The sequence below is a fragment of the Leucobacter shiyiweii genome (genome assembly GCF_052446065.1).
Classification (GTDB): Bacteria; Actinomycetota; Actinomycetes; order Actinomycetales; family Microbacteriaceae; genus Leucobacter.
This window is the reverse complement of record NZ_CM127080.1, coordinates 1,482,949-1,507,489: the sequence shown is the minus strand read 5'-3', so window position 1 is coordinate 1,507,489 and position 24,541 is coordinate 1,482,949. Positions and strand designations below refer to the sequence as shown.

22 protein-coding genes and 1 other RNA gene are annotated in these 24,541 nt (G+C 62.7%); 15 read left to right on the top strand and 8 right to left on the bottom strand.

Features of this window, described 5'->3' with window-relative positions; all coding sequences use genetic code 11:
• Positions 1 to 2 precede the first annotated feature (2 nt).
• Complete coding sequence (gene metX / locus ACTNFJ_RS06995; RefSeq protein ID WP_435905683.1) at positions 3 to 1,208, bottom strand: homoserine O-acetyltransferase MetX; 1,206 nt, start codon at positions 1,206 to 1,208, stop codon at positions 3 to 5.
• Between the two features lie 129 nt (positions 1,209 to 1,337).
• The gene (locus ACTNFJ_RS06990; protein WP_435905682.1) at positions 1,338 to 2,663 is read right to left on the bottom strand and encodes a bifunctional o-acetylhomoserine/o-acetylserine sulfhydrylase; all 1,326 of its coding nucleotides are present in this window, start codon (positions 2,661 to 2,663) and stop codon (positions 1,338 to 1,340) included.
• Positions 2,664 to 2,936: 273 nt separating this feature from the next.
• Between ACTNFJ_RS06990 and ACTNFJ_RS06985 the strand changes: the two genes are divergently transcribed.
• From ACTNFJ_RS06985 to ACTNFJ_RS06975, 3 genes are all read left to right on the top strand, one after another.
• The gene (locus ACTNFJ_RS06985; RefSeq protein WP_435905843.1) at positions 2,937 to 3,320 is read left to right on the top strand and encodes an SHOCT domain-containing protein; all 384 of its coding nucleotides are present in this window, start codon (positions 2,937 to 2,939) and stop codon (positions 3,318 to 3,320) included.
• A gap of 152 nt (positions 3,321 to 3,472) precedes the next feature.
• The gene (locus ACTNFJ_RS06980; protein WP_435905842.1) at positions 3,473 to 4,180 is read left to right on the top strand and encodes a uracil-DNA glycosylase; all 708 of its coding nucleotides are present in this window, start codon (positions 3,473 to 3,475) and stop codon (positions 4,178 to 4,180) included.
• 37 nt (positions 4,181 to 4,217) lie between these two features.
• A complete protein-coding gene (locus tag ACTNFJ_RS06975) occupies positions 4,218 to 4,976 on the top strand; it encodes an enoyl-CoA hydratase/isomerase family protein (RefSeq protein WP_435905681.1) in 759 nt (252 codons plus the stop codon).
• Between the two features lie 82 nt (positions 4,977 to 5,058).
• On the opposite strand, the gene ACTNFJ_RS06970 is transcribed toward ACTNFJ_RS06975, so the two are convergent.
• Positions 5,059 to 5,706 (bottom strand): antibiotic biosynthesis monooxygenase, encoded by a 648-nt coding sequence (locus ACTNFJ_RS06970; protein ID WP_435905680.1) that lies wholly within the window; start codon positions 5,704 to 5,706, stop codon positions 5,059 to 5,061.
• Between the two features lie 117 nt (positions 5,707 to 5,823).
• On the opposite strand from ACTNFJ_RS06970, the gene coaBC reads away from it, so the two are divergent.
• Both coaBC and ssrA read left to right on the top strand, forming a co-directional pair.
• Complete coding sequence (gene coaBC / locus ACTNFJ_RS06965) at positions 5,824 to 7,098, top strand: bifunctional phosphopantothenoylcysteine decarboxylase/phosphopantothenate--cysteine ligase CoaBC (RefSeq protein WP_435905841.1); 1,275 nt, start codon at positions 5,824 to 5,826, stop codon at positions 7,096 to 7,098.
• Positions 7,099 to 7,191: 93 nt separating this feature from the next.
• Positions 7,192 to 7,564: a transfer-messenger RNA gene (gene ssrA / locus ACTNFJ_RS06960) on the top strand.
• A 104-nt stretch (positions 7,565 to 7,668) separates the two neighbouring features.
• Here ssrA and ACTNFJ_RS06955 read toward each other — a convergent pair.
• Positions 7,669 to 8,466: a TIGR00645 family protein gene (locus ACTNFJ_RS06955; RefSeq protein WP_435905679.1), complete on the bottom strand. Its 798-nt coding sequence runs from the start codon at positions 8,464 to 8,466 to the stop codon at positions 7,669 to 7,671.
• A gap of 220 nt (positions 8,467 to 8,686) precedes the next feature.
• Between ACTNFJ_RS06955 and ACTNFJ_RS06950 the strand changes: the two genes are divergently transcribed.
• The 7 genes from ACTNFJ_RS06950 to ACTNFJ_RS06920 all read left to right on the top strand — a co-directional run bounded on the left by ACTNFJ_RS06950 (position 8,687) and on the right by ACTNFJ_RS06920 (position 16,439).
• Entirely contained in the window at positions 8,687 to 9,730 is a 1,044-nt protein-coding gene (locus ACTNFJ_RS06950) for a TerC family protein (protein ID WP_435905678.1), read from the top strand.
• Positions 9,731 to 9,897: 167 nt separating this feature from the next.
• Positions 9,898 to 11,367 (top strand): 3-isopropylmalate dehydratase large subunit, encoded by a 1,470-nt coding sequence (leuC, locus tag ACTNFJ_RS06945; RefSeq protein WP_435905677.1) that lies wholly within the window; start codon positions 9,898 to 9,900, stop codon positions 11,365 to 11,367.
• A gap of 2 nt (positions 11,368 to 11,369) precedes the next feature.
• Positions 11,370 to 11,972, top strand: a complete 603-nt coding sequence (gene leuD, locus ACTNFJ_RS06940; protein WP_435905676.1) for a 3-isopropylmalate dehydratase small subunit — start codon at positions 11,370 to 11,372, stop codon at positions 11,970 to 11,972.
• Between the two features lie 6 nt (positions 11,973 to 11,978).
• Positions 11,979 to 13,400, top strand: coding sequence for a UDP-N-acetylglucosamine 1-carboxyvinyltransferase (murA, locus tag ACTNFJ_RS06935; RefSeq protein WP_435905675.1), 1,422 nt, complete (start codon positions 11,979 to 11,981; stop codon positions 13,398 to 13,400).
• A 41-nt stretch (positions 13,401 to 13,441) separates the two neighbouring features.
• Positions 13,442 to 14,203 carry a lysophospholipid acyltransferase family protein gene (locus ACTNFJ_RS06930; RefSeq protein ID WP_435905674.1) on the top strand — a complete coding sequence of 254 codons (762 nt, stop codon included), beginning with the start codon at positions 13,442 to 13,444 and terminating at the stop codon, positions 14,201 to 14,203.
• Positions 14,200 to 15,321: an NAD(P)H-dependent glycerol-3-phosphate dehydrogenase gene (locus ACTNFJ_RS06925; protein ID WP_435905673.1), complete on the top strand. Its 1,122-nt coding sequence runs from the start codon at positions 14,200 to 14,202 to the stop codon at positions 15,319 to 15,321. The genes ACTNFJ_RS06930 and ACTNFJ_RS06925 overlap by 4 nt, the downstream gene beginning before the upstream one ends.
• Complete coding sequence (locus ACTNFJ_RS06920) at positions 15,318 to 16,439, top strand: D-alanine--D-alanine ligase family protein (RefSeq protein ID WP_435905672.1); 1,122 nt, start codon at positions 15,318 to 15,320, stop codon at positions 16,437 to 16,439. Before ACTNFJ_RS06925 ends, ACTNFJ_RS06920 begins: the two co-directional genes overlap by 4 nt.
• On the opposite strand, the gene ACTNFJ_RS06915 is transcribed toward ACTNFJ_RS06920, so the two are convergent.
• Complete coding sequence (locus ACTNFJ_RS06915) at positions 16,440 to 16,922, bottom strand: DUF3515 family protein (RefSeq protein WP_435905671.1); 483 nt, start codon at positions 16,920 to 16,922, stop codon at positions 16,440 to 16,442.
• A gap of 64 nt (positions 16,923 to 16,986) precedes the next feature.
• Here ACTNFJ_RS06915 and thiL point away from each other — a divergent pair, with 64 nt between their 5' ends.
• The gene (thiL, locus tag ACTNFJ_RS06910) at positions 16,987 to 18,102 is read left to right on the top strand and encodes a thiamine-phosphate kinase (protein WP_435905670.1); all 1,116 of its coding nucleotides are present in this window, start codon (positions 16,987 to 16,989) and stop codon (positions 18,100 to 18,102) included.
• 127 nt (positions 18,103 to 18,229) lie between these two features.
• On the opposite strand, the gene ACTNFJ_RS06905 is transcribed toward thiL, so the two are convergent.
• Entirely contained in the window at positions 18,230 to 19,813 is a 1,584-nt protein-coding gene (locus tag ACTNFJ_RS06905; RefSeq protein ID WP_444711769.1) for a PucR family transcriptional regulator, read from the bottom strand.
• 196 nt (positions 19,814 to 20,009) lie between these two features.
• On the opposite strand from ACTNFJ_RS06905, the gene gabT reads away from it, so the two are divergent.
• Together gabT and ACTNFJ_RS06895 are read left to right on the top strand one after the other, a co-directional pair.
• On the top strand, positions 20,010 to 21,356 hold the full coding sequence (gene gabT / locus ACTNFJ_RS06900; RefSeq protein WP_435905668.1) for a 4-aminobutyrate--2-oxoglutarate transaminase: 1,347 nt from the start codon (positions 20,010 to 20,012) through the stop codon (positions 21,354 to 21,356).
• 74 nt (positions 21,357 to 21,430) lie between these two features.
• Entirely contained in the window at positions 21,431 to 22,897 is a 1,467-nt protein-coding gene (locus ACTNFJ_RS06895) for an NAD-dependent succinate-semialdehyde dehydrogenase (protein WP_435905667.1), read from the top strand.
• A 503-nt stretch (positions 22,898 to 23,400) separates the two neighbouring features.
• On the opposite strand, the gene rsmD is transcribed toward ACTNFJ_RS06895, so the two are convergent.
• Positions 23,401 to 23,973 (bottom strand): 16S rRNA (guanine(966)-N(2))-methyltransferase RsmD, encoded by a 573-nt coding sequence (rsmD, locus tag ACTNFJ_RS06890; RefSeq protein WP_435905666.1) that lies wholly within the window; start codon positions 23,971 to 23,973, stop codon positions 23,401 to 23,403.
• 29 nt (positions 23,974 to 24,002) lie between these two features.
• Positions 24,003 to 24,389 carry a hypothetical protein gene (locus ACTNFJ_RS06885; protein WP_435905665.1) on the bottom strand — a complete coding sequence of 129 codons (387 nt, stop codon included), beginning with the start codon at positions 24,387 to 24,389 and terminating at the stop codon, positions 24,003 to 24,005.
• Between the last annotated feature and the right edge of the window lie 152 nt (positions 24,390 to 24,541).

Sequence of the window (24,541 nt, the reverse complement as noted above, 5' to 3'; positions counted from 1 at the left end):
GGTCAGAGTGCGAGCAGTCGTCTGAGCTGCGCGCTCACCATCTCGTGTTCAATGAGGAACGCGTCGTGTCCGAACGGGGAGTCGAGCCGCGTCGCGGTGTCGCCGTCGAGGCTGCCCGGGGCGTGTCGGGCGATCTGGTCTTGGCCCGCGATCGTGAACAATCGGTCGCTCGGTATGCCGAGCACGAGGGTGGGGAGGGTGAGCTGGCTGAGCGCTTCGGCCACCCCGCCGCGGCCGCGACCCACGTCATGCGAATTCATCGCCTGTACAAGTATGAGGTAGCTGTTCGCGTCGAATCGCCTGGTGAACTTGTTGCCATGGAAATCCAGATAGGACTCCACCGCGAAGCGGCCGCCGCCGCCTAGCGGGCTGACAGCCGACTGCCAGGCTCGACCGAAACGCTCATCGAGTTCGGTGTGGCTGCGATAGTTCAGCAAGGCCAGTCGACGTGCAGTTGCGAGGCCATGGTGAGGGCCAACGCCATCTGGCGCGTCATAATAGTTGCCCCCGCGATAGGCAGGATCGGAACGGATCGCCTCCAGCTGCACCAGATTGAGTCCGATCTGGTCGGCGGTCGTCACCGGCGGGGCAGCAATTACCGCGAGCCGATCAGTGCGATGGGAATTCGCAAGCGCCCATTCGAGGGCATGCATGCCCCCCATTGATCCGCCGACGACTGCGTGGAAACGCTCAATTTCGAGCGCATCCGCGAACGCCTCGGTTGCACGTACCTGGTCGCGGATCGTGAGGTAGGGAAAGCGGCCACCCCACTCCTGCCCGTTTGGGTCGAGGCTCGCGGGCCCCGTCGAACCCTGACACCCACCAAGCACATTCGGCGCGATCACGAAGTATTTGTCAGTGTCGAGAGCCTTTCCAGGACCAACAATTTCAGACCACCAGCCGTCGGTCGAATGTCCGGGACCTGCTGGCCCCACGAGATGACTGTCGCCGGTGAGCGCGTGAAAGATGAGGACGGCATTGTCGCGGGCCGCATTCAGCGTGCCGAATGACTCGTACGACATGCGAACGTGGGGTATCTCTGCCCCGAACTCAGTCTGAAATTCTCCGATCGACACAAACTGGCGCTCGCCCACGGGGTCGCCATCGCGCCAGCCACCGCTGATGGGCGGCCTGCCATACAGTGCGCGCAACTGAGCGTCGGTGATGAAGTCCGTCGGAAACGAATCCTCGGGTGTCTGCCAGTCCATAGCTCCCTATTCTGTCGGGCTTTCGACGGTGTCGCCGCCACAGACTCCAAGGCGGGCGACTCCACAGAGGGAGATGCCCGCCTTGGCCGTGAACGCCGGCGCTCAAAAGCGGCTGGCGACACTCAGTGTCTACGCGCCAGCACGAGCCTCTGCGACCACCGCGCGAGCAGCAGCGAAGCCCTGCTCGAGATCGGCTTTCAGGTCTTCGACATTCTCAATACCCACCGAGAGGCGCACGAGACCAGGGGTGACACCAGCGGTGAGCTGCTGCTCCGGGGTGAGCTGCGAGTGCGTGGTGGAGGCTGGGTGAATGATGAGGCTGCGAACATCGCCGATGTTGGCGAGGTGGCTGAACAGGTCAACGCTCTCCACGAGTGCAGTGCCCGCGTCTACTCCACCCTTGAGCTCGAAGGAGAGCACCGCGCCGACGCCCTTGCGAGCGTAGGTGTTGGCCGCGGCGTACCACGGGCTCGAGGGGAGGCCTGCGTAGAACACGTTGGCGACGTCGTCGTGGTTCTCGAGCCACTCAGCGAGTTCCTGTGCATTCTGCACGTGGCGTTCGATGCGCAGCGAAAGCGTCTCGATACCCTGCAACAGCAACCACGCGCTGTGCGGGGCAATGGCGGCACCGAGGTCTCGCAGCAACTGCACGCGCGCCTTGATGATGTAGGCCGCTGCGTCGCCCACTGCGGCGGTGTAGCTCGCGCCGTGGTACGAGGGGTCGGGTTCGGTCAGGCCGGGAAACTTCTCGACGTTCTTCGACCATTCGAACTTGCCGCCGTCGATGATAGCGCCGCCGAGAGTCGTGCCGTGGCCACCGAGGAACTTCGTCACCGAGTGGATGATGATGTCGGCGCCGTGCTCAAACGGGCGAATGAGGTACGGGGTGGCGATCGTGTTGTCGACGATGAGCGGCACATGGTTCTCGTGCGCCACATCGGCGACGGTGCGAATATCGAGCACATTGACGCGCGGGTTGCCGATGGTCTCTGCGAAGAACAACTTCGTGTTGGGGCGAACGGCGCGCTGCCACTCGGCCGCATCGTCTTGATTCTCGACGAAGGTGACCTCGATACCGAGCTTCGCGAGGGTGTACTTGAAGAGATTGTAAGTGCCGCCGTAAATCGAGCTCGATGACACGATGTGGTCACCTGCCTGCGCGATGTTGAGTATCGCGAAGGAGGATGCAGCCTGTCCGCTCGCGAGTAGCAGGGCGCCGGTTCCGCCTTCGAGCGAGGCGAGGCGCTCTTCCACTACCGCCTGCGTGGGGTTCATGATGCGGGTGTAGATGTTGCCAAACTCAGTCAACGCAAAGAGGTTCTTGGCATGGTCAGTGCTGTTGAACACGTAGGAGGTGGTCTGGTAGATCGGCACGGCGCGAGCGTTGGTGGTGGGATCGGGCTGTGCGCCTGAGTGCACCTGCTTGGTCTCGAAGTGCCAGTTCTGCTCGGTCATGAGGGCTCCTTAGGAAGAGAGGGGTTGCGGGAAGTCAGTGATCGGAGGGAAAGTCTTCTGCAAGGGTAGAAATCATTGACGGCAGTGGCAAGGGTTCGTGACACGGGGAGTCATACGACACTCGCATGTTGGTGAAGATCACCCCGGCATCCACCCGCCTTTGCCTGAAATACGTAACATACAAAGAGTTGCGAGAGCAGCAAGAAGAATAAACTGTGGATGCCGTTTCTATTTTGCCATGTGGCGGGCACCTACCCTGAGGGGAATGCGACCATGTCGTTCTGGACAACAATTTGGGACACCATTTGGTGGTTCATCACGTTCTTTGTATTCATCGCTTACCTTATCGCGCTGTTCTCGATCATCACAGACCTGTTCCGCGATAGAAAACTGGGCGGGTTCGCGAAGGCGATCTGGTTCGTTTTCCTAATTTTTCTGCCGTTCGCAACTGCCATCGTCTATCTCATTGCTCGGGGCAGTGGCATGGGTGAGCGGGCACAAGCCCAGGCACAGCAGTTCCAGCATGCTCAGGAAGAGTACATCCGTCAGGTCAGCGGTGGCGCTGCATCTGAAATCGCTGAGGCTAAGCGCCTGCTCGATGCGGGTGCGATCACCCCTGACGAATATGCCTCGCTGAAGGCGAAGGCCCTGGCGTAGATCGCGGCTGTGACATGGTCGGGTCGGCGCTTCGGGGCCGGCCCGATTCTCTATTGAAAACATGACGTATTGCAGTGAGGAGTATCTCGGGTGACGAGTTGGGAGCTGGCCTCGGGCCGGGCGTGGGTCGGCGTGACCCTCCGCATCCGGCAATGACGGCGCTGGAGCCCGACCTGATGATTGAAAGGAGCGTCGCGGCTGATTGGGTCGCTGCCCTCAGGCCGGTAGCAGGTGAGCTCGGTGCCCTTGCCGCGTTTCTTCGCGAAGAACAGTGTGCGGGACATCAGGTGCTGCCCTCACCGGAACGGATCTTCGCAGCCTTTGCGCGCCCGCTAGCACAGGTGCGTGTTCTCATCGTCGGGCAAGACCCCTACCCGACACCGGGGCACCCGATCGGGCTTTCTTTCGCTACAGCTTCTGACGTGCGCCCACTTCCTCGCAGCCTCGTGAACATCTACCGCGAGCTCCGCGACGATCTAGGAATCGAGCCCGCACCGCATGGTGATCTCACCGCGTGGTCTGAGCAGGGAGTGATGCTACTCAACCGTGTACTCACAGTGCGGGCTGGTGCCGCTGCCTCCCACCGCGGCAAAGGCTGGGAGGCGGTAACGGATTGCGCGATTCGTGCCCTGGTTGAACGCGGCACCCCGTTGGTGGCGGTGCTGTGGGGAAACGACGCGCGCCGTCTTGCTCCTTTGTTGGGAACAACCGCTCGCATCGAAAGCGCACACCCCTCTCCACTGTCGGCGTCGCGCGGTTTTTTCGGGTCGCGTCCCTTCAGCCGAGTGAATGAGCTGCTTGTGCGCCAGGAAGTGGATCCCATCTCTTGGGAGCTGCCAACACGTGTGTTCTCACCCTGAGAGGCGATGCCCGGCACGGAGCCGCTAAGCTCACGGCATGACTGATGCAGTGCTGCTCGAACTTGATCACGGACTTGCCAGAATCATTCTGAACCGGCCCCACAGCCTCAACGCGTTCAACGCAGAAATGGCTGAGGAGTGGGCTCGGGTGACAAGCGAGGCGACGTCCCATGACGCTGTGCGCGCGATTATCGTGTGCGCCGAGGGGCGCGCATTCTGCGCAGGCGGAGACGTAAAGGCCATGGCGGAAATGGTCGATCGAGGCGGGCAGATGACGGCCCTCGCGCGTCGTATTAACGACGGGATACGGTCGCTGATCGAATCGTCGATTCCGGTTGTGGCGGCCGCTCAGGGTACTACCGCGGGAGGCGGGCTTGGCATACTGCTCGCGAGCGACTATGCGGTCACGGGTATGAGTTCGAAGATTGGCAGTCTGTACGCCAACGTGGGTCTGTCTCCCGATCTGTCAGTGTCGGCGCTTTTAGGACGCGCAGTGGGTGAGCGCCGCGCGCTCCGCCTTACCCTGCAGGACCGTCTCCTGTCCGCCCAAGAGGCGCTCGACTGGGGGCTTACCGCAGAGATGGTTGCGGACGAGAAGGTGCGCGAGCGCGCAGAGGAGATCGCCGAGCACTGGGTGAGGGGCGCAGCCCACGCCTATGGACAAGCAAAGCGGCTGCTTCGCGCGGCGCCAGAACGGACGTTCGCCGAGCAGCTGGAGGATGAGGCACTTACGATCGGGAGGCTGTCTAACGCTCCAGAGGCCGAACACCGCATTGCGGCCTTCGCAAACCGATAGCTGCGAAGCGGGCAGCACCCAAAGGGCTACAGCTGCCCAGACGCTTACCTGTTGGCATGCCCGGGCGGCGCACCAGGTTCGTTTAGCCGGCCGGTGTGCGCGAGTTGAGCGCTTCCAGGAGCGCTCGCTCGCTCTTGATCATGCCTGGATTTCGTCTGAGCCACGTGCGAAGCACACGAGTCACGAGCGGCATCATGAAAAACGTCATGACCGGCACAAGGAGCGTGACCGTGATGACAGACCGCAGGGGAATCGCGAGCTCTCCCCACCACCCGAATCGCGAGACGGCGAATGAGAGCAGCAGATTGAGGGGAACCATGCCCAGCCAAATCGCAACGGCCTGCTTCCATCGCAGCGGTGCGGAGCGCACCCCAATGGTGCGTACCACTCCCGTCTGCACGTCGACGGAGTGGCGCAGCTCAGGTCCGTCAAACCAACCTTCGATTCCGGTACGGCTTTGCACGGTTTCACCGAGTACGAGCGGATCGCCGCACCGCAGCCATTTTTGACGCTCAGGGGAGTGTTCCCAATCCTTCAGCGACTGTTCGTCGCTGAAGCGGTAGATCATGTGCAACACGTTCTCGTTCTCGGCATCTCTCATGACGCCGACCCCGAGGCAGCCGTGATGCCGCCGTGCGAGGCTGAGGCCTTGGTCGATCCAGGCCACTCCGTCGACCAGAGAAGTGGGGGAGAGTTCACGCCTGACCGAAACTGTCACTGGATTCGCCATGACTTCATCTCACCGCACCCATGTGTCGTGCGCGTTTCAGCGTGTATCCAGAGCGTGACTCCGCGGTTACGTTTGCGGGTCGCGCAGCTTCACGGCGCAGGGTGCGAAGATGGTGTCGTGAACATTGTGCTCGGGGTGACCGGCGGCATCGCCGCATACAAGGCCGTACTGCTCGCTCGGTTGTTCGTCGAGGCAGGTCACGAGGTGCATGTGGTGCCGACGGCAGATGCGCTGCGCTTTGTCGGGCTGCCGACCTGGGAAGCGATCAGTCGTCACCCCGTCACCACATCGGTGCACGACGATGTTCCAGAGGTGCGCCACGTCGCGCTGGGGCAACGGGCAGACCTCGTGGTCGTCGCCCCCGCGACCGCGAACACGCTGGCCCGCATGACGGCAGGTCTCGCGGACGATCTTCTGGGCACGACCCTTCTTTCGACCAGGGCGCCTGTGCTCGTCGCGCCGGCCATGCACACCGAGATGTGGCAGCACGCCGCGACCCAGCACAACGTCGAGACGCTCCGTAGCAGAGGCATCGCCTTTGTCGGCCCAGACAGTGGCCGACTCACAGGTGACGACAGCGGCCCGGGCCGCATGAGCGAGCCTGCACAGATCTTCGAGGCGGCACAATCTCTCTTGGCAGATTGGCATCCTCATGCCCCCGAACCAGAGTTCACAGTGGATCAGCCGGCCTCCGACCTCGCGGGCCTCACGGTGCTCGTCAGCGCCGGGGGCACCCGTGAGCCAATAGACCCGGTCCGCTACCTCGGCAATCGCTCAAGCGGTCGGCAGGGCGTTGCCATCGCCGCCGCCGCCGCCGCTCGGGGCGCCCAGGTAGTGCTCCTCTCTGCCAACATTGACCCGTCCGTGCTCGGCGAGGTGGGGGAGCGGTGCGCTACGCGCGTCGTCTCGGTGGGCACGGCCGCAGAACTCGAGGCCGCTGCGCGGGCAGAGGCTGCCTCGGCCGACGTCGTCATCATGGCCGCCGCAGTCGCTGACTATCGCGTGGCGGAGGTATCGGAAGGGAAACTTCGCAAGGAGGATACGGGCGGCACGCCTCCCACGCTCCAACTGGTCGAGAACCCAGACATTCTGCGGGGTTTGGTCGCTTCACGGGCTCCCGGCCAGACGATCGTGGGTTTTGCCGCCGAGACTGTCGAGGGCGAGGATGATCTGCTGGAGCGAGGGCGGCGCAAACTCGCACGAAAAGGCGCGGATCTCCTCGCGGTGAACGCGGTGGGGTGGAGCGAGGGTTTCGAGACAGCAGGCAATACCCTGCACGTTCTCGACCGCGCGGGCAAGTTGGTAAGTCGAATCGAGGGCACCAAACGCGAGGCGGCGGACGGACTGCTCGATGCGGTCTTGGCAGCGCGTCTCACACGTGATATTCTGTAAGGCCGGGTTCGCCCGGGATTGAAAATTCCATAGCGTGTGATGTGAATGTCCCGCGAGACCAGAAACACTCCGGTGTTTGGGCCTTGCACCCTCGGGGCCGATCGGTTTCGACACGTCGTTTTGAGACTATGAGAAGCGGGTCGAGGACGCGGAGTTATCTCGTAAACGCCCTTCGCAAACCATAGGTGCCAACGCTAAGCGCACCGACTTCGCTCTCGCTGCCTAAGCACGAGACCGAGTCCGTCAGGCCGGGTGTGCCTCCGCCCCGGTTTTCCTGACGTCATTTAGGAGGCTTGCTGGTACGTTGCGTTTCAGGGCGTACCGGGACTTTTACTGTAACTGGGCCCGTCGCACTAGGTGTTCGTGACAAAGAGCGGGGCCGAGTAGAACGTCTGCACGAACTACACCCGTAGAAGGCATGGAATCATCGAAGTGGACCGGGGTTCAATTCCCCGCGGCTCCACGAGCTTCACATCGCATGCGCCGGAATTGAAGAATAGGTAAGGGGCTGCCCAGTGGGTGGCCCCTTACCTATGTCACTGCGCAGGTGCGCCCGCGCGAGCTATCGTCTCAGCGATCCACTATCTCGGCACCCTCGGGAAGCTTCGCCCCAATGGGTAGTCGGACGGTTACGAACTGCTGCCCCACTGTGGCCGACTCACGGTTCCCGGCGCCGGTGGCAGAGGTTGCAGGGGCCTCGGAAGAGACAGGAAGTGCGGTTGAGGGTTGCGGATCCATCCTTGGAGCAGAGGTACGCCTGACCACTCGCGGAGATGCGTGGCCCATCTTGTCGATCCATGCGAGCGCGAGAGCAGAGACGATGAAGGCTAGGTGGATCGCGACCTCCCACATCACCCCCTCGCTGGAATAGATCACGCGACCGTCGGCAGCGGTGACGATCCCGCCGTCCATGCGACCCACCTCAATGAAAGTCTTCAGGAGGTGAATCGAGGAGATGGAAATGATCGAGACGGCAAGCTTGACCTTCAAAAGGTTCGCGTTGACGTGCGAGAGCCAGTCGGGCTCGTCGTGGTGGCCGGCGACGCGAATCTTCGAAACAAATGTCTCGTAGCCGCCGATGATCACCATGATCAGAAGGTTCGCGATCATCACGATGTCGATAAGCGCGAGCACACTCAGCATGACCTCGGTCTCGGTGAAGTGCCCGTTAATAATTGCGGTCTCGATGAGGTGCCAGAGTTCGACGAAGAAGAGCACCACATAGATGGCCTGAGCAATAATCAATCCCAGGTATAGGGGTGCCTGCAGCCAGCGACTGGCGAAGATGAATCCAGCAAGGGTGCGCGAAGCCAGGCCGGGGCCGGCTATAGCCGTATCACTAACGGATGAGGTGCGAAACTCGCTCACTGGGTTCCTTTCGAGGCGGATGACGGAGATAAGCGTAGCGACGCGTATCTCGGGGTTGGCTGAGCAAGTTAGACTTACCGCTGCGAAGGGGAGTATTCCGTTTTGCTCGTATCGTCATCACGCTGGGCTACGTGGCCCTGCCGGTGCGGGCTCGGCTTCTGTCGGGAAGAGACCTTCGGTTATTCGCGCACCACCCACACCGAAGGTGAACCACCCGATAGTGACAACTGTACTTCCGCTCTGGTTTGAGGTCGGCTCAATGATCGTGCTCGTTGCGATCCTCCTCATTGACCTATTGCTCATTATTCGACGTCCGCACGCCCCCTCAATGCGGGAGGCGAGCCTGTGGGTGGGGTTCTATGTGCTGCTTGCGCTCATTTTTGCCGGGGCCATGTTCGTGCTCGGCGATGTGCAGCACGGCACTGAGTTTCTGGCAGGTTGGCTCACCGAGTACAGCCTGTCCATCGATAACCTCTTCGTCTTCGTGATCATCCTGACTCGCTTCGGAGTGCCCATTGCTTACCAGCAACGTGCCCTGATGATCGGAATCATTCTGGCGTTGATCTTTCGAGGCGTCTTCATCTTGGTGGGCGCTGCACTGATCGAGAACTTCAGCTGGGTCTTCTACATCTTTGGTGCGTGGCTGATCTACACCGCCTGGCAGCAAGCGAGTCACGACGACGGCGAGGGGGACGGCGAGAGCTGGTTCGTGCGCCAGATCAAGAAAGTCGTTCCCTTTTCAGACCATTACGACGGTGGGAAGCTGCGCACCACGGTGAACGGCAAGAAGATGTGGACTCCGTTCCTCCTCGTCCTTATTGCCCTGGGCACCACTGACTTGCTTTTTGCACTGGATTCGATCCCCGCCATCTTCGGCATCACCCAGAGTCCGTTCATCGTGTTCACCGCGAACCTCTTCGCGCTGATGGGTTTGCGCCAGCTGTACTTCCTCCTCGGTGGGCTGCTCGATCGCCTCATCTACCTGAAATACGGCATTGCCTTCATCCTCGCCTTCATCGGGGTAAAGCTTGTGCTGCACGCGATGCATGTGAACGAGCTTCCCTTCCTGAACGGTGGAGAACCCATTCTGTGGGCTCCAGAGATCAGCACTTGGTTCTCGCTTGGCGTTATCGTCGCCGCAATGGCAGTCGCGACGGTCGCAAGCCTCCTGAAGATTCGTCGCGATGCGAAGGCCTCGGGCGAGCGTCGCGTTCCGCGCGGTGCGCCAGTCCAGCCCAAGCAGGAAGACGACGCGCAGCGCTAAGAAGGCAGGTCGGCGAGCCGATGATAGACTCTCGCCATGCGTACGTGGCGGCTCCTCCTTCTCTGCCGCGACGGGGTGTAGCTTTCGGCCCTCCCGTCGCGGAGTTCAGGCATGGCCGACCCATTCGCGCAGTTGCGCACTGAGCCACGAAGTAGAGATGCACATTCATGACTGAGCAACACATCACTCCCCGCCCGCGCACCCTGGCTGAAAAGCTGTGGGACGACCATGTGGTCGTGAAGGGCGAAAACGGGGATCCCGACCTGATCTACATCGATTTGCACCTGATTCACGAGGTGACAAGTCCGCAGGCTTTCGATGGATTGCGAGTGGCAGGCCGCCCTCTCCGGCGGGTTGACCTGATGATCGCGACGGAGGACCACAACACCCCGACGTTGAACATCACGCGGCAGATTGAGGATCCAATCAGCCGCCTGCAGATCGAAACGCTGCGACAGAACGTCGCGGAGTTTGGCGTTCGGGCTCATCCGCTTGGAGACAAAGAGCAAGGCATCGTGCACGTCGTCGGGCCCCAGCTCGGCCTGACGATGCCCGGAATCACCGTCGTCTGCGGCGACAGCCACACTTCTACTCACGGCGCGTTTGGCGCGCTGGCGTTTGGCATCGGAACGAGCGAGGTCGAGCACGTGATGGCAACCCAAACGCTGCCACTGAAGCCGTTCAAAACAATGGCAATCACCGTCGAAGGTGACTTGCGCCCCGGAGTGACTGCGAAAGATATTATTCTCGCGGTGATTGCGAAGATCGGCACCGGTGGCGGCCAGGGGTACGTGCTCGAGTATCGCGGATCTGCGATTCGAAACCTGTCGATGGACGGCCGGATGACGATCTGTAACATGTCGATTGAGGCAGGCGCGCGCGCTGGCATGATCGCTCCTGACGAAACAACCTTCGCGTACCTCGAGGGCCGCCCACACGCTCCGAAGGGTGCTGACTGGGATGCGGCGGTGCAGTATTGGAAGACATTGCCCACCGATGAGGGTGCGGTCTTCGATGCCGAGGTCTTCATTGACGCACACGAGCTCGAGCCGTTTGTAACGTGGGGAACGAATCCCGGGCAGGGCGTGCTGCTGAGCGACCGGGTGCCTGACCCTGCAGAGATCGTCGATCCGAACCAGCGCGCAGCGGCCGAGCGTGCCCTCGAGTACATGGATCTGGACGCTGGCACTCCCATGAAAGACATCGCCGTTGACGCGGTCTTCATGGGCTCGTGCACGAACAGTCGTCTCGACGATCTGAGAGAGTTCGCGGGGCTCATCAAGGGGAAGCAGAAAGCCGACGGCGTGCGTTTGATGGTCGTGCCTGGCTCTGCGCGCGTGCGGCTGGAAGCCGAAGCCGAGGGAATCGACAAGATCGTCGAAGAGTTTGGCGGCGAGTGGCGATTCGCCGGGTGCTCGATGTGTCTCGGAATGAACCCTGATCAATTGGCACCTGGAGAGCGTTGCGCGTCGACCTCGAACCGTAATTTTGAAGGGCGCCAGGGTAAAGGCGGGCGAACGCATCTGGTGTCTCCGCTCGTCGCAGCGGCCACCGCAATCCGCGGCACGCTCTCCAGCCCGTGGGATCTGCAGGCCGACGAAGCACGCGGCATCACGCATGACAAGGTAGGGGCGTAATCATGGAGAAATTCACGACGATGACCGGCGTTGCTGTTCCGCTGAAGCGCTCGAATGTCGACACTGATCAGATTATTCCGGCAGAGTTCCTGAAGCGGGTCACCAAGACCGGGTTTGAAGACGCGCTGTTCTACCATTGGCGTCAAGACCCCGATTTCGTGTTGAACCGGCCCGAGTATTCGGGTGCCCAAGTACTCGTTGCGGGGGCAGATTTTGGCACGGGTTCTTCACGCGAGCATGCCGTCTGGGCGCTGCGCGATTACGGGTTCAAGGCCGTCATTTCGCCGAAGTTCGCTGACATTTTTCGTGGGAATTCCGGGAAACAGGGTTTCCTTGCCGCGCAGGTCGAAGAGACCGATGTGCAGAAAATCTGGGAGTTTCTTGATGCCCATCCAGGCGCGCCGGTAACGATGAACCTGGAAGCACGGACAGTGACAGCCGGTGATCTCACGGTTCCTTTCCAGATCGACGACTACACTCGGTGGCGGCTGATCGAAGGGCTTGACGATATTTCGTTGACCCTGCGTGACGAGCAGGCCATCACCGATTTTGAGGCGAAGCGTCCCTCGTGGATGCCCACCACGCTTCCGGTACAGACGGCCTAATTTCGAATGAACGGCGGCGAGACCATCGAAGACAGTGCACATACCCACGATGACGAGCAAGCGGGCCTGAAGAGGGACGCGCGGAAGGCCGGTGCCCGAGTGGGCCTGACCTCCGACGAAATCATCATTAACGGCGGTCGGCCGCTGGTCGGCCACATTGAGGTACGCGGCGCCAAGAATCTCGCGACTAAGGCGATGGTTGCGGCGCTGCTCGGTAAGTCAGCCAGCGTGCTGCGCAACGTACCGAACATCTCGGACGTGCGCGTGGTCGCCGGCCTACTCGCCCTGCACGGCGTACTGATTACCCGCGGCGACGATCCGGGTGAATGGCGCCTCGATCCCTCGCACGTCGAACAGGCGCATCACGCCGACATTGACGCGCACGCGGGCTCATCTCGCATCCCGATCCTCTTCTGCGGGCCGCTTCTGCATCGCCTGGGCAAGGCTTTCATTCCCGATCTGGGTGGCTGCCGCATTGGTGACCGTCCGATCGACTTCCACCTCGACGCACTGCGTCAGTTTGGCGCGGTCATCGAGAAGCTGCCGAGCGGGATCAGCTTGACAGCCCCTGGTGGGCTCAAGGGAGCGAACATCGAGCTGCCCTATCCATCGGTCGGCGCGACCGAGCAGGTGCTGTTGACCGCTGTCCTGGCCGAGGGTCAGACAGAGCTTCGAAATGCCGCTATCGAGCCCGAAATTGTTGACCTGATCTGCATCCTGCAGAAGATGGGCGCCATCATCACGATGGAGCCCAACCGTGTGATTTTCATCGAGGGGGTCAAGGAGCTGCAGGGCTACACCCACCGCGCGATCTTCGACCGGAACGAAGCCGCGAGCTGGGCAGCTGCCGCCCTGGCCACCAAGGGTGACATCTTCGTGGGCGGCGTCGAACAGGAAGAAATGATGACCTTCCTCAACGTCTTCCGCAAGGTGGGCGGTGCGTTTGATGTGCAAGACGACGGTATTCGCTTCTGGCATCCGGGCGGCACCTTAAAGCCCGTAACCATTGAGACCGATGTTCATCCGGGATTCATGACCGACTGGCAGCAGCCGCTGGTCGTCGCGCTCACGCAGGCCGAGGGGGTCTCGACGATCCACGAGACTGTCTACGAGAACCGTTTCGGTTTCACCGACGCGCTCAATTCGATGGGTGCCAACATCGTGGTGTACCCCGACGGCCTCGCGCACGAGGACCGTCGAGTGCTGCGTCGCGAGTTCGAGCAGGCCGCAGTTATCACGGGCCCCACGCCGCTGCACGGCGCCGACATTGAGGTGCCAGATCTGCGCGGCGGGTTCAGCCACCTCATCGCAGCGCTCACGGCGGAGGGTCAGAGCAAGGTAACGAACATTGGCATCATCTCGCGTGGATACGAGAACTTCATTGAAAAGTTGCGCCTCCTGGGCGCCGATTTCGTATTCGAAAGCTGAGTTCGCGCGTTCATGCACGCAGACTCTGGGAAGATGAGACTATGCGTGACACCGTAAAATTTCGAAGCCGATCCTCTGCCGAGAAACGGCGGCCCAGCATGTTCTGGCTGCTCGCGTCGCTCATCCTGCCCGCATGGTCGTGCATGGTGCGGTATCGGTTTACGCCCGATTCGAAGCTGCCGACCACTGGGCCTTTCATCCTTTCGCCGAACCATTACAGCGAGATCGATCCGATCGCGGTCGGTGCGGGTGTCTGGCACCTCGGTCGGCTCCCTCGGTTCATGGCGAAGGCGAGTCTGTTTCGCAATCCGCTCATCGGGTGGGTATTCAAATCCACCGGTCAGGTGCCAGTTGAGCGGGTGGGGCCCGCGGGGGCGAATGCGCTGGGAGCGGCCGGGGAGCTGATCCGCAATAACTCCGGGGTCATTGTCTATCCGGAAGGCTCACTCACTCGCGATCCAGAACTTTGGCCGATGCGCGGTAAGACCGGCGCGATTCGTCTGGCCCTCGAATCAGGCATTCCAGTGATTCCTATGGCGCACTGGGGCACGCAGGAGCTGATGCCGAGATACGGGAAGCGGATCCATCCCATCCCTCGAAAGACCATTCACATCGCGGTCGGTGAACCCCTTGATTTGTCACGGTTTCAGGGTCGGGGGATCGACCAGAAAACCGTCACCGAGGCTACCGAGGTGCTGATGACCGAGATCACCCGACTGTTGTCGGGGCTTCGCGGTGAGGATCCACCGGCAGAGCGATGGGATCCGGGCAAGCACCAGCAGAGCGAAACGGGGCGCTTTTGACGACCCGTCCCATCGACATCGTCACCGCGAACCTGCGGCGCAATCGCGGACGCAAAGTTGCCGTGATTGGGGCCGGCAGCTGGGGAACTACCTTCGCGAAGGTGCTCGCAGACGCGGGCTGCGATGTCACCGTATGGGCCCGAAGGCCCGAGCAAGCGCAGGAGATTCAGGTAGCGAAACGGAACTCGCAGTACCTGCCGGGCATCAATCTCCCGAAGTCGCTGAAATCGACGAGCGCGGTGGATCAGGCTCTGAGCGGCGCGAAGCTTGTCTTTCTGGCCGTGCCGAGCCAGACACTGCGCGAGAATCTTCGCGAGATCGAGCCTCATCTTGAGCGCGGGAGCGTGCTCGTGAGCCTCGTAAAAGGGGTGGAGCGATCCACGACGATGCGCATGTCTGAAGTGATTGCCGACACTCTTGATATCGGTCCTGAACGTATCGGGGTGCTCTCGGGGCCGAATATTGCCCTGGAAATCGCTAAGGAGCAGCCCACGGGTGCGGTGGCTTCGAGCGGCTCCCTCGAAGTCGCGCTTGAGATTGCGACTGCGTGTTCAGCCAAGTACTTTCGCACATACGTCAATACCGATGTAGTTGGCACCGAGCTCGGCGGTGTGCTGAAGAATCTCATTGCGCTCGCCATCGGCATTGTTGACGGAGTCGGTTACGGCGAAAACACAAAGGCCGCGATCATTACCCGAGGTCTCGCCGAGATGACGGAATTCGCGGTGGCGTCGGGTGCGGACCCGAGTACTCTGGCGGGGCTCGCCGGCCTCGGCGACCTCATCGCAACCTGCCAGTCGCCACTCTCGCGCAACAACACCGCAGGGCGACTGATCGGGCAGGGGTTCTCCCTTGAAGAGACCAAACAGCAAATGCAGCAGACCGCTGAGGGAATCACGTCAGTGGCGTCGGTGCTTGAGCTCGCGCACGAACGAGGAGTGCCGATGCCAATTGTTGAGCAGGTGCAAATGGTGCTTGAGGGCACCATGGCGCCGAAAGATTTGGGGCCGCACCTGGCCACCGAAGATGACGTGCCCAAGCCCGAGCTCAGCCTGAGTGGCGAGAAGCCGGGCGCTTGGCGCCGATTCGTCGACCGACTGAAGGGAACCCCCGCGTGAGCGCAGAAAACCTGTGGCCCGAAAAGCGCACCGTCGTGTTGCTCTTTGGCGGTCGATCGAGCGAGCACGAGATCAGCTGTGTCACCGCAGCAGGGGTATTGCGATCCATCGATCGTTCTCGCTTTGACGTGATTCCGGTCGGGATCTCCAAACGCGGGGCAACCGTGCTCCTCGACGAGGAAGAACTGTCGAGCTACCGGCTTGAGGCTGGCGCGCTGCCCGAGGTTCCCGAGAACGGCACCCGAGTGCTGTGGCCCGCATCGACCGAGACGCGCACGCTCACGGTCATTGAACAAGACGGACAGCTTCGTTCGCTCGGGCACGTAGACGTGGTGCTGCCCATGCTGCACGGAACGTTCGGCGAAGACGGTACCGTGCAGGGGATGCTCGAACTCGTTGATCTGCCCTACGTGGGAAGCGGGGTGCTGGGTTCAGCCTTGTGCATGGACAAGCACGCGGTGAAGACCGTGCTTGCAGATGCCGGCATCTCGGTGGCGCCGTGGCGCATGGTTTCGCGCGAGCAGCTCGAACGCGACCCGTACCTCGTTGATAGTCTCGCCGACGGTCTGACCTACCCGCTCTTTGTGAAGCCGAACCGGGCCGGTTCGAGCGTCGGTGTGAGTCGAGTGACCGAGCCGGGTGGTTTGGGTGCCGCACTCGAAACCGCCTTCGCGGAAGACCGCGTGGTGCTCGTCGAATCCGGTGTTGTGGGACGCGAGGTAGAGATCGGGGTGCTACAGGGTCGTGAGGGTGCGCTACCTCGTACGAGTGCAGTGATCGGGGAGATCGTCTTCACCGGTCGCGACTTCTACGACTACGAGGCGAAGTACCTGGGGGCCGCTGGCATCGAGCTCGCACTGCCCGCACAGGTAACCGACGGGGAGTTTCACGCGATCCGCGAAGCCGCGGTACTCGCATTCGAGGTGACCCAGTGCGCGGGACTCGCGCGCATCGACTTCTTCTTGACCGGCACAGGGCCGGTGCTGAACGAGATCAATACACTGCCCGGTTTCACACCCATCTCGATGTACCCACGGCTGTGGGAGGAATCAGGCATGGGATACACGGCACTGATCACCGAACTCATCGAACTCGCACTCGAACGGCGCACGCGTTAGTTAGTCGAAGTTGAGGGTGTCGACGAGACTCGTGCACTGCCGAGTCTGGGGGAGCAGTCTCGCGACAGCGCCGAGGTCTACAACCGTTTCTGTGCCGCTCGCCTTCTCTGAGTCGACGATCACGGCGAGACCCGGGCTTCGACCGTAGGCCTCAAATTTGTATAGCGGAGCGTTGTCACGGTTGATCACCCAGTCGACACCGCTGACGTTGACGCAGTCGTCGGTGGTGGGGCCTGTCGGCTCGATGCCGCAATAGAGCAGCACGCCGGCGGGGTCTCCCCAGGCGCCAGTGGATTGAGCGTTTGTGGTGCGGCGCTCGAGGTCGGCCACTGTGTCGGGAAGGCGTACGATGACGTCGGCGCAGGCGGGGTTGTTTGCGTCGGGCGCCGGATCCATCGGCACGATGCCCGAGCAGCCTGTGAGTGTGCCGGCCAGGGTCACTGTGGCAGCTCCGAGAGCGAGGGCACGTACGCGAATCGACACGTTGCCAGCTTACCGTCGACTACCTGGGCGCGGCGTTTGCACCGGCGGCGGTAGGTTTGTGGGCATGGGTACGCAGCAGACAGTGGATCTCGGCCAAACCGTGGGTGAGGCCCGCGAGTCGGGGGCCCTCGCTGCGATCCTTGCTCAATTACGCCCGGCCCGGGCAGCGGCGTTGGGTCCCGGAGACGACGCGGCGGTGCTCACGAGTCGGGGCGATACCGTGGTCACGACCGACACGATGATCGAGGGCCCCGACTTCCGGCTCGCGTGGCACCCCGGCTATGATCTCGGCTGGAAACTTGCCGCAACTAACCTGTCTGACGTCGCCGCAATGGGTGCGCGACCAACGGCCCTGACCGTTGCCTTGGCATGCCCTCGCGATACTCCCATCCTGCTGCTCACCGAGATCGCGAAGGGCCTTGACGCTGCGTGCGCGAAACTCGCCCCGGGCTGCGGAGTCGTAGGCGGCGACCTGGGCCGCGCTCCAGTGTTAACCGCGGCGATCACTGCGCTCGGTGATCTGGAGGGTCGCAGCCCGGTGCTACGTTCCGGCGCGCGTCCCGGCGACGTGGTGGCGTATGCGGGCGATCTGGGCCTTTCGGGAATCGGTCTCGCCGCGCTGTTCGGGCTTGAAGCATCAGCATTGAGCGAACCAGTGCGCCGCAAAGAATCTGCGGCCAACAAGTCGGCGCTGACCGAGAATCGTGGTGCTGCCGCTGGTCTCAGCCCGGAGCTTGCAGCGCTGAAATCTGAGCACCCCGCTGCGCTGGCTGCGCACCTCGCTCCAAGTCCGCCGATCCACCTGGGAATGGCTGCCGCCGAAGCGGGTGCGACCGCGATGCTCGACGTGTCAGACGGGTTGTCGCTCGACGCGGCCAGGCTCGCTCGCGCGAGTGGGGTCAACCTGGCGCTTGACCCGGACCTGCTCGCCGCGCACTTCGGCCTGCAGCGCGGTGAGGTCGTGTCTCTGGAAGCGATGCTCACGGGTGGCGAGGATCACGGGCTTCTTGCCACGTTCCCGGCCGTGGCGGCCACAGAGATTCCTGAGGGGTTTCGTGTGATCGGTGAGGTGGTTAAGACGCACGCCGGCGGTCGACTTCTCGTGGGCGGATCGCCGTATGAGCCGCGCGGGTGGGACCCCTATGTAATCGAAGCACCACTGCTCGCGGATGGGCACTAGTTGCTCTTTCGTCACTCGGGAGGGAACCACTAGTGCCCACCGAGGGTCGTGATGCCGCGACTGGGCTGCCAGCATGCGGTGTCGGTGTCGGTGTCGGTGCGTGTGTGTTTGTGTGTGTGGTGATGGTTCAGGAACCCGCGGCGAACCGCAGCGCGGCCCAGAGCTCTGCTCGGGTTCCCGGGTCGTCTAGATCGCGCTCTACCAAACTTGCGGCGGTCTGAATGCGCGTGCGCAGCGTGTGCCGGTGCACCCCCAACGCGGCGGCGGCGGGGCTGGTTTGACCGTGGTGAGCGAGCCATACCTCGAGACTGTGCGCGATCGCGTCACCGTGCCGCTGGTCGTGCTGGCGGAGCGGGGCCAGAAGCCCGAGTGCGCGTCGCCGCGCCTCCGGCTCAGCCGCGAGTAGGTCGAAGAGCCCCGCGTGCATGCTTGGTTGGTAGTCGACTGGGCCTGGCGCGGTATCGCTCGCTCGGCCTGGCGCCGTCGCGCGTTCAAGGGCAAGTTCAGCCTGCTCGATGAGTTCGGCCAGGTCGTCGAGCGACCCGCGAGCGCTCACACCAGCGGGCACGTGGTGATCCACCAGCACGCGTCGCACGGACGCGACGAGCGTCGCGTCGCAGATGAGTACTGCGCCCGCGCCGAAGGGTGCGGTGAGGAGCCCCGCGCTGCTGCCGGCGAGTGAGCGGAGGTCCTCGGTGAGCGTCGCACCGAAGTCGGCAACGCGGTCGATACGCACCGCCGCCACTCGGCCGCGGGGGAGACGCGAGAGTACTCCGCGGGCGACCCGTTCGGCGAGCTCGGTCTCGCCCGCGAGTAGCAGTTGTACTACGGCCGATCTCAGCGCAACTTCGGCCTCACCGAGCCCGGTGCGATGCTCCAGTTGCACCGTCGCGAGTGAGGCCACGAGTCCGATGAGGGTGCGCTCGGCATGATCGGGAGTCGTGCTCGATGGGGTCACCAGTACGCCCAGCAGGTGGCCGCTGCGGCCGAGCGTTTGCAAGTGGATCGATTCATCTGCCATGCTTCTCACCCGGCTGGCGCGAGTGCCGCGTTCGATGAGCTCGCGCGACTCGCGGCGGATCCACTCGGCCTGGGTGGGGTTGCGCTCGGTGCGCGGGGCGAAGTCGATCAGCCTGCCGGTGCGGTCGGCAATAGCGACCCACCTGCCCAGGCGCGAGGCGGCCTCGCGCACCGCAGCGGCGATGCCGTCGCGCTGCAGCGCCGCGCTTGCCACTGCGCGCTGCGACTCGAGAGCCCAGGCGTCTCGAGCGTGCGACTGGGCATCGAGGAGCCTGGCCGCTGTCTGCACGATGGCGATGAACGGAGTCTCGTAGGGGACGCGAAAGAGGGGGAGCCGCAGTTTCTCGCATGCTTCTATGAGAAGGGGCGGGGTGCGCTCCCAGACGATCCCGACCCCGAAGCCAAGCGCTGTCACTCCAGCTGAGAGCAATCGCTCCACGTAGGCGGTCGCGGCCTCCCCTGTAAGGTTCGCGGAGAACTGCGTTCCGGTCGTGAGGAGAACCGTTCGCGGGGTGAGAAACGGAGTGGGATCGAGAATGTCGCTGCCATGCACCCACTGCACCGGGAGTCCAGCCGTCGTCTCAGGCCCCTCCTCAGAACTGCCGGCAATCAGCACCAGGCCGAGCGGGTACTGCCGGATCAGGGTTCCCAGTTCGATCGCGGGGTGCACGGGGAGGGCGGGGATGTTCATGAGTGCCTCCTCGGGGATGATTCGCAACAGCACGGAGTTTGCCACATTGGCGAAACTATCTCATTCGAATCACCATAGTGGCAAATTGTGGGTGATCAATGCGAGCCTATGCTGAGTGCAGGATCACCGGCGTCGTTGCTGAGGATCGAATCATCGCGACTGCTCCGGCAGCGCAAGCACAGAAGGAGAAGTTTCGATGTCAGATGTCACACTTCACGGCGGCCCCTCGCTGCCCCAGGAGCGCAAGCTTGTCACCGCTATCCCCGGCCCTAAGTCGCAGGAGCTTATGGCGCGCAAGAACGCGGCCGTTGCTTCAGGCGTAGGCGTGGCGCTTCCCGTCTCCATCGTGGCTGCTGGCGGCGGCGTGATGGTCGATGCCGATGGCAACTCACTCATCGATTTGGGTTCTGGCATCGCGGTCACCGGTGTCGGCAACTCTGCTCCCGCGGTCGTCGAAGCAGTTGTGAACCAAGTGCAGCAGTTCACCCACACATGCTTCACCGTCACCCCGTACGAGGGATACGTCGCGGTTGCCGAGAAGCTCAACGAGATCATCCCCGGTGATCACGAGAAGCGTTCCGCACTGTTCAACTCGGGTGCTGAGGCCGTCGAGAACGCGATCAAGATCGCTCGCCACTACACCAAGCGCAACGCCGTCGTCGTATTCGACCATGCTTACCACGGGCGCACGAACCTCACCATGGGCATGACCGCCAAGAACATCCCGTACAAGGATGGCTTCGGTCCGTTCGCACCCGAGGTATACCGTGTTCCCGCGTCGTACCCGTTCCGTGACGGTTTGTCGGGTGCTGAGGCTGCCGAGATTGCGCTGACCCAGATCGAAAAGCAGATCGGTGCATCGAACCTTGCCGCGATCATCATTGAGCCCATCCAGGGCGAGGGCGGGTTCATCGCTCCGGCGGAAGGCTTCCTTCCCGCGCTGAGCGAGTGGGCAACCCAGAACAACGTCGTCTTCATCCTTGACGAAGTGCAGACCGGGTTCGCTCGTACCGGCGATCTCTTCGCCGCGAATCACGAGGGTGTTGTCGCAGACCTCGTGACCACTGCAAAGGGCATCGCGGGTGGACTGCCTCTGTCGGCCGTCACCGGTCGAGCCGAGATCATGGACTCCGCTCATGCCGGTGGCCTCGGGGGCACCTACGCAGGCAGCCCCATTGCGTGTGCGGCTGCGCTCGCGACGATCGAAACCTACCAGGCCGAGAACCTTGCGGAGCGTGCTCGCGAGATCGGCGCGATCATCGATGAGTTCTTCACTGAGCTGCAGAAGAGTGACGATCGGATCGGAGACATCCGCGGTCGCGGCGCGATGAAGGCGGTTGAGCTCGTCGAGTCGGGCAGCAACAAGCCCAACGCGGCGCTGACCGGTGCGATCGCCAAGTTTGCCGGGGAGCATGGCGTGATCCTCCTCACCTGCGGCACCTACGGCAACGTGATCCGCTTCCTGCCTCCGTTGTCGATCGGTGACGAGCTTCTGCGCGAGGGCCTGCAGGTCGTCGCAGATGCGCTCAAGGCCTCGGCCTGATCCACCTCTGATCTACTGAAATGCGGGGCTCGAACGGCGAACGTTCGAGCCCCGCTCACGAAAGGAAACGCATCATGGCATTGAAGCCCAACGAGAAAGAACTACTGGACCGCGTGCAGTCGGGTCTCGGCATCGGCGGCACCTGGCAGCCCTCAGCCACCGGGGCAACCTTCGGGGTGCAGGATCCGGCTACCGGCGAGACCATCAAGGAGATCGCCGACGCAACGGTCGAGGATGCTGTGCGCGCTCTCGACGCAGCCGTCGCGGCTCAGGATGCCTGGGCCGCAACCCCGTCGCGTGAGCGCTCGAACATCTTGCGTCGCGCCTTCGATCTGCTCATGGAGCGCAAGGAAGACTTCGCGCTGCTCATGAGCATGGAGATGGGCAAGCCCATCGCCGAGGCGCGTGGCGAGGTGAACTATGGCGGCGAGTTCCTCCGTTGGTTCTCAGAGGAGGCCGTCCGCGTGCGCGGCGACTACCGCGAGAACCCCGAGGGCACCGGCCACATGGTCGTCTCGCACATTCCTGTGGGTCCGACCTACTTCATCACCCCCTGGAACTTCCCGCTCGCAATGGCTACGCGGAAGATCGCTCCGGCGCTCGCCGCTGGTTGCACCGTCGTGATCAAGCCCGCAGCTCTCACGCCGCTCACCACGATTTTCTTCGCGCAGTTGCTCGAAGAGGCGGGTCTGCCCGCCGGCGTGGTGAACGTAGTACCGACCTCGAAGTCGAGCGCTCAGTCGAGCGCGCTGCTCAGCGACACCCGGTTGCGCAAGCTCTCGTTCACGGGCTCCACTCCTGTCGGCGTGAAGCTGCTTGAAGCTGCTGCGCAGAACGTGCTGCGCACCTCGATGGAGCTCGGCGGCAACGCCCCGTTCGTCGTGTTCGAAGACGCCGATCTTGATCGTGCGGTCGAGGGTGCGCTGCTCGCGAAGTTCCGCAACATCGGGCAGGCATGTACTGCGGCGAACCGCATCATTGTGCACGAGTCCGTTGCCGATGAGTTCGCTCGTCGCGTTGGCGAGCGCGTCGCGCAGATGACTATCGGTCGCGGCGCCGAAGAGGGCAATGACATCGGTGCACTCGTCGATGACAAGGCCGTGTCCAACACCGCGCGCCTTGTCGCTGACGCAGTCGAAACCGGCGCCACCATTGTCACCGGCGGCGAGTCAATCGATGGGCCGGGCCACTTCTTCCAGCCCACAGTTATCGACAACCTCAGCCCACAGTCGGCAATCATGCGCGAAGAGATCTTCGGGCCGGTACTCGGCATCATCCGTTTCTCGACCGAAGACGAAGCGGTCGAAATCGCGAACAACACCGAGTACGGTCTGGTCAGCTACGTGTTCACCGAGAACATCCACCGCGGCCACCGCATGATCGAGAAGCTCGAAACCGGCATGATGGGCCTGAACACCGGTATCGTGTCAAACGCTGCTGCCCCCTTCGGAGGCATCAAGCAGTCGGGCCTTGGCCGTGAGGGCGGCTTCGAAGGGATCCACGAGTTCCTTTCTACGAAGTACACCCTGTTGCCGCGCTAGTTTCTGTCGCGTCGCACAGGTCGCACGCGTCGCACGCTTCGCAGTTGTCGTGTGACCTGTGCGTGAACCGGCCCCGTCAGCTTCGGCAGGCGCGGGCCGGTTTCGCGTTCTCGCGGCCGAGCGTGGTCGTCGAGTGGACGCTCGCGCAGGCTTCGGTGGTTCGAAACCCTGCGCGAATGTCCACCTGAGGGGGGACCGGAGCGGTCATGGGGGTGACGTTGACCCTCGCCGAAGCTTGAGTCATTCCGGCGGACGCTCGCGCAGGCTTCAGGCGCTCGGAACCCTGCGAGGATGTCCACCGGAGCGTGATCGGCGGGGTCGGTGGTTTGAGGATGACGCCCGTGCGGGCTTCGGAAGGCCGGAACCCTGCACGGTCGTCCACTCGAGCGTGAATGATGTGGCCGGTGGATGAGTTGGAGCGGCAGAACTCGCAAAACGCGATGCGTTTTCACTATGCGAGCCGCCTTTCGGCGGCAGAACTCGCAAAACGCGATGCGTTTTCACTATGCGAGTTCTGCCCACCACAGAGCGGTCTCGCCGTAACGCTTCTCCTTGATGCGGACGAGTCCTGAAGGCCAGGTGGGTTCAGGGGAGCGACTGCTTCGTTCCACGAGAACGACGGAGTCTTCGGCGAGGAGTGGCACGATGGCAGACAGATTCGCGCTCAGCTCCGTTTCCCCCAGATCGTAGGGCGGATCCAGCATCACGACGTCCCATTTCACCACTGGATCCGCGCCATCGAGGAACCCCTGCACTGACTGGCGCGCGACCGTCACTCGGGGTGCTTGCCCCTGAGAGAACGACGCAGATATTGTCTTCGCGTTTCGCGCCGCCACCTGGGCGGACTGGGGGTGCTTCTCAACGAGGACGACCTCGCTGGCGCCGCGACTCGCCGCCTCGAGCCCGAGGGCGCCCGAACCTGCGTAGAGGTCGAGCACGCGGGATCCACTTTCGAGACCCCACGACCCCAGGGTAGAGAAGATCGCCTCGCGCACCCGGTCGGTGGTGGGGCGCGTGCCCGACTTTGGCACTTCGAGTCGTATAGACCCGGCCACGCCCGCGATAATTCTGGTCACGTACTCAGGGTATCGGCCACGATGTCGGCTCACGCCGAATGACGCTGCTGTGCCTCTCCGGCCGCGCGTTCCGCGAGGCTGACCGCGACACCCGCGAGAACACCCGCACACGCGCCTGCGATCAGCCCAATCGGAACGAACAACATCAGCACGCTCGTGCTTCTCGAATCAATCGCAAAGTACAGGCCAAGCAAACCAAAGCACACGAGCGTTCCTATTGCGGAGCCGATGGAGCCGAGCCACACTCGTTGGCTGGGATGCTCCTGCAGGTTTCGGTCCCATCGGCGCAAACAGAGAAAACCGCCGAGTGTGGCCATGGTCGCTGCAGCCCCTCCGAAGAGTGAACCCAATACTAATGTGGGGAGGTAACGCATCGGGTTGACTGGAGCACCCGACAGCAGGGTGGTGCTGAACATGAAAACCACCCCAACCACAGCCCCCAGCGGAAGCGCTAGCAAGGAGATCCACCGATACCGCTTCCAAAGCATCTTTCTAGGCTACCCGGAGGAGAATGGGCAGGCTGCAAAGTGTACCGACTGGGTGATCGTGGTCATCGGGGCGATCTCTG

Excerpts from the sequence above, each read along its gene's own strand:
- metX (WP_435905683.1), bottom strand. The coding sequence starts at position 1,208 with ATGGACTGGCAGACACCCGAGGATTCGTTTCCGACGGACTTCATCACC.
- ACTNFJ_RS06990 (WP_435905682.1), bottom strand. The coding sequence starts at position 2,663 with ATGACCGAGCAGAACTGGCACTTCGAGACCAAGCAGGTGCACTCAGGC.
- ACTNFJ_RS06985 (WP_435905843.1), top strand. The coding sequence starts at position 2,937 with ATGTCGTTCTGGACAACAATTTGGGACACCATTTGGTGGTTCATCACG.
- ACTNFJ_RS06980 (WP_435905842.1), top strand. The coding sequence starts at position 3,473 with ATGACGGCGCTGGAGCCCGACCTGATGATTGAAAGGAGCGTCGCGGCT.
- ACTNFJ_RS06975 (WP_435905681.1), top strand. The coding sequence starts at position 4,218 with ATGACTGATGCAGTGCTGCTCGAACTTGATCACGGACTTGCCAGAATC.
- ACTNFJ_RS06970 (WP_435905680.1), bottom strand. The coding sequence starts at position 5,706 with ATGGCGAATCCAGTGACAGTTTCGGTCAGGCGTGAACTCTCCCCCACT.
- leuC (WP_435905677.1), top strand. The coding sequence starts at position 9,898 with ATGACTGAGCAACACATCACTCCCCGCCCGCGCACCCTGGCTGAAAAG.
- leuD (WP_435905676.1), top strand. The coding sequence starts at position 11,370 with ATGGAGAAATTCACGACGATGACCGGCGTTGCTGTTCCGCTGAAGCGC.
- murA (WP_435905675.1), top strand. The coding sequence starts at position 11,979 with ATGAACGGCGGCGAGACCATCGAAGACAGTGCACATACCCACGATGAC.
- ACTNFJ_RS06930 (WP_435905674.1), top strand. The coding sequence starts at position 13,442 with ATGCGTGACACCGTAAAATTTCGAAGCCGATCCTCTGCCGAGAAACGG.
- thiL (WP_435905670.1), top strand. The coding sequence starts at position 16,987 with ATGGGTACGCAGCAGACAGTGGATCTCGGCCAAACCGTGGGTGAGGCC.
- ACTNFJ_RS06905 (WP_444711769.1), bottom strand. The coding sequence starts at position 19,813 with ATGAACATCCCCGCCCTCCCCGTGCACCCCGCGATCGAACTGGGAACC.
- gabT (WP_435905668.1), top strand. The coding sequence starts at position 20,010 with ATGTCAGATGTCACACTTCACGGCGGCCCCTCGCTGCCCCAGGAGCGC.
- ACTNFJ_RS06895 (WP_435905667.1), top strand. The coding sequence starts at position 21,431 with ATGGCATTGAAGCCCAACGAGAAAGAACTACTGGACCGCGTGCAGTCG.
- ACTNFJ_RS06885 (WP_435905665.1), bottom strand. The coding sequence starts at position 24,389 with ATGTTCAGCACCACCCTGCTGTCGGGTGCTCCAGTCAACCCGATGCGT.